A 3,860-nucleotide genomic window follows, 5' to 3' on the forward strand; every position below is an offset into this window, starting at 1 on the left:
GCGCCGGCCGGCCGCCCACAGGGTGCGGATGTGCCCGAGGTGCCCGGCCATCAGCTCCTGTGCGGCCGCGGCGTCCCCGGCGATCATCAGGTCGAGCAGCGTGACGTGCTCCTGCGCGGAGTCGACGAGCGCGCCGGCGCGGTCGAGGTCCGTCAGGCCGTACAGCCGGGAGCGGTTGCGCAGTTCGGCGACGACGGTGACCAGGTGGTCGTTGCCGGCGAGCGCGAGCAGGCTGAGGTGGAAGCGGCGGTCGGCTTCCAGATAGCCGATGAGGTCGTGGTCGCGGGTGGCGGTGACGATGTCCTCGGCCAGCGGCCGCAGCGCCTCCAGCTGCTCCGCGGTGGCCACTTCGGTCACCCGGCCCACGGTGGGGACCTCGATCAGCTCGCGGATCTCCGTGTAGTTGTCGAGATCGGCCTCGGTCATCTCGGTGACGCGGAAGCCCTTGTTGCGCACGGCCTCGACCAGGCCCTCGCGGGCGAGGTCGAGCATGGCCTCGCGCACGGGCGTGGCCGAGACGCCGAACTCCGTGGCCAGCGCGGGCGCGGAGTAGATGACGCCGGGGCGCAGCTCGCCCGCTATCAGCGCGGCCCGCAGGGCGTTGGCGACCTGGTCGCGCAGGTGCTTCTGCACCGAGATGAGCTTGCCCCGCTTCGCCTCAGCCATGGTGTTCCCTCCGCAGGTGGCAGGGGCTCGATGCGCGATGTGACATTGCTGTATCGTACCCCGCCCGTCCGCCCCGGCGGCCGAGGGCCGGGGCGGAAGGCGGCGGAGGGCCCGTACGCGAGGCGGGGCGGTGGGTCAGCTCAGGCCCTCGGCGAGCAGCTTCTCGGTGATGCCCCGTACCGCCGCGGCCTGTTCGTCCGGCAGCGGCGAGCGCGGCGGGCGGCAGGGGCCGCCGTGCAGCCCGGCGACGTCCATCGACAGCTTGATCGCCTGCACGAACTGCGGCTTGGAGTCCCAGCGGAGCAGGGGGTGCAGGGCCCGGTAGAGCGGCTTGGCCAGCGCCAGGTCGCCGTCGACGGCGGCGCGGTACAGGGTGGCGCAGGCTTCGGGCAGCGCGTTGGGAAAGCCGGCGATCCAGCCGACGGCGCCGGCGACGGCCAGCTCCAGCAGCACGTCGTCTGCGCCGATCAGCAGGTCGAGTCCGGGCGCCAGCTCGGCGAGTTCGTACGCGCGGCGGACGTCGCCGGTGAACTCCTTGACGGCGACGATGCTCTCCTCGCCGTGCATGGCGGCGAGCAGCGCGGGGGTGAGGTCGGTGCGGGTGTCGTACGGGTTGTTGTACGCGACCACCGGCAGGCCGACCTTCGCCACCTCGGCGTAGTGCGCGCGCACCGCCGACTCGTCGGCCCGGTAGGCGGTGGGCGGGAGCAGCAGGACCGAGCCGACGCCGGCCTCCGCCGCCCGCTCGGTCCAGCCGCGGGCCTCGGCGCTGCCGTACGCCGCGGCGCCCACCATGACCCGGTCGCCGTCGCCCGCCGCGGCCACGGCGGTGTGCACCAGGCGGATGCGCTCGTCGTCGGTGAGGGTCTGGTACTCGCCGAGGGAGCCGTTGGTCACGACGCCGTCGCAGCCGGCGTCGAGGAGCCAGCGGACGTGCTCGGCGTAGGCGTCGAAGTCCACGGTCAGGTCGGGGCGCAGTGGGAGCGCGGTGGCGACCATGAGGCCGTGCCAGGGGCGGGACCGTTCCTGTGGGGCAGAGGTCATGGAGTTCTCCGGATGAGTCGCGGCAGGCGGGCGGGACCGCGCGGTCGCGGGCCCGTGGACAACAGTACAATGTCACATGGTTCTATGGGTACCGGGCGGGTGCCCGATGCCCGGGGGCGGGCGCACGCGGACGGCCCGGGTGGCGGCGGTGGTGCGCTCCGCCGGCCACCCGGGCCCAACCGGGTCTCCTCCCTCCCGTGTCGTCTGCTCCGGCTGTCAGTACTCGGTGGTGACCGTGGCTCCGGCGAAGTCCGCGGCGGCGGCGAGGCTGATGTAGTGGTAGCCCGCCGCCGGGTTGCCGACCGTCAGGGTCTCGCTGTTGTCCGGCCCCGTCGACCTCGTGGTGTAACCGCCGGTCGTGGCCCAGGTGCTGCTGCTGTAGTAGAGGTCCGCGTTGCCCGACCCCCCGGTCGAGGTGATCTTCAGCTGCGCCGTGCCGGCCGGGACGTAGAGGTAGAAGTACGCGTAGTCGCCCCGCGTCGCCGCGACCCCGCTGCGCTTGCAGTTGCGGTCCAGCTGGCGGGTGTCGGCGCCGGTGCACTCGGTGACGCCGCCACCGCCGCCGCCTCCGCCGCACTCGCCGGCGGCGCACGCGGTGAGCCACGAGTACCAGTCGGCGTCGTGGCGCGAGCCGATGCTGCCGGTCAGATAGCTGCGGGCGGCACTCCAGTTGCCGCCGCGGTAGTGGCCGAGGACGGTGTCCATCTCGGCGCGGTGGGACTGCAGCATGTACCGGACGGCCAGGTAGCCCCACCGGTAGACGCGCGTCTGGTCATGGCTGTACGTGGTGTCGAAGAGCGTGCTCAGCGCGTAGGTGCGGCGGCCCGCCTCGGTGATGGCGGCGTCGTAGCGCAGGTTGCGGTACGAGTAGGACACGTACTCGGCGAAGCCCTCGATCCACCAGATCGTCGGGGTGGAGACGTTGGCGGTGAAGTCGCCGTGCATGTTGAAGCGGCCGTCGAGGTAGTGCGTGTACTCGTGGTTGAGGTTCCAGATCTCGAACGCGGGCCGCACCCACTCGGCCTCGTAGGCGATGAACCGGGGCTGGTTGCCGGCGGCCGAGGGGTCCCCTTCCAGGTACATGCCGCCGTTGTTGGTGTCGATGCCGAACATCGCGCCGGCGTAGGTCTGGTAGTCGGTGCTGGAGTCGAACGCGACCACCTCCAGGGTGGTGTTGCGGTCCCCGGCCACCGGCCCGCTGTCGCGCGCGATGCCGTGGAAGAACGCGTCCTGGCCGGCCAGGCTGCCGCACGACTCGCTGAGCTGCGCGGCGGTCATGTCCTGGGCGCGGATGCGCAGGCTGCCGCTGCATGTGTGGTTGATCGGCAGCACGGCCGCGGCCAGCCGCTCCTGGAGGTTGCAGGTGTTGTAGTAGCCGCAGTTGGCCTTGTCGTAGTAGTCGGCCATCTCGGCGAAGCCGACCCACAGGGGCGCGGTCCTGCCGGTCATGGCGCTCTGGCCCAGCAGCCCCGCGCCCTTCGGGCGGACGTCGGGCAGGAGGGCGGAGTGCTGGAGGAACCGGCCCAGTTCGCGCCCGGCGTTGGAGGTGAGGTAGCCGCGGTCGGTGCCGAGCAGGCCGATGTGCCCGGAGGCGAAGTCGTACAGCGTGGTGAGCACGCTGCGGTCGGAGGTGACGGTGCTGACGAACTCCGGCACCTGGTGGCCGCGGAAGAGCACCGTGTAGACGCTGTTGACGGCGTTGAGCATCCACCAGGAGCCGTCGTACGAGCTGTTGTAGCCGTTCAGCAGCCGCTTGACGACGTGCAGGTAGCGGGCGTTCTCCTCGGCGCTGTCGATGAGGATCACCGCCTCGGCGAGGGTCTCGCCGTTGGCGTCGCTGACGTCGAAGGCGTGGCTGCTCGCGAAGAACGCGTCCAGACCGGACCGGATGGCGGTCGTCAGCCCGGGGCCGTACGGGCCGACGGCGGACTCGTTGTACCAGTGCACGTAGTAGCCCGCGCGCAGGTAGAGCACCAGTTGCGGCATGCCCGTGCTGCTGTTGCCGGGGTAGGCGGACGAGCCGTCGCGCAGGGCGTACGCGACGCTCGTCATCTGCTCCTCTCTGAACGCGTAGTAGGCGTCGCTGCCGGTCAGGCTGAACAGCGTGTTGACGCAGTCGGTGGTCGACGCCTTGATCTGGGCGACCAGCG

General features: G+C 71.6%; 3 protein-coding genes. All 3 read right to left on the bottom strand.

Features of this window, described 5'->3' with window-relative positions:
• Nucleotides 1-666: GntR family transcriptional regulator (locus H5J30_RS21200; RefSeq protein WP_181788978.1), on the bottom strand; the 666-nt coding region annotated here is incomplete at its 3' end.
• A gap of 135 nt (nucleotides 667-801) precedes the next feature.
• A complete protein-coding gene (locus tag H5J30_RS21205; RefSeq protein WP_181788980.1) occupies nucleotides 802-1,665 on the bottom strand; it encodes a dihydrodipicolinate synthase family protein in 864 nt (287 codons plus the stop codon).
• Nucleotides 1,666-1,926: 261 nt separating this feature from the next.
• A partial coding sequence (locus H5J30_RS21210) for a M9 family metallopeptidase (protein WP_181788979.1) occupies nucleotides 1,927-3,860 on the bottom strand: 1,934 nt, incomplete at its 5' end.

The organism is Streptomyces phytophilus (assembly GCF_013870535.1).
GTDB lineage: Bacteria > Actinomycetota > Actinomycetes > Streptomycetales > Streptomycetaceae > Streptomyces > Streptomyces phytophilus.

Excerpts from the sequence above, each read along its gene's own strand:
- H5J30_RS21205 (WP_181788980.1), bottom strand. The coding sequence starts at position 1,665 with ATGGTCGCCACCGCGCTCCCACTGCGCCCCGACCTGACCGTGGACTTC.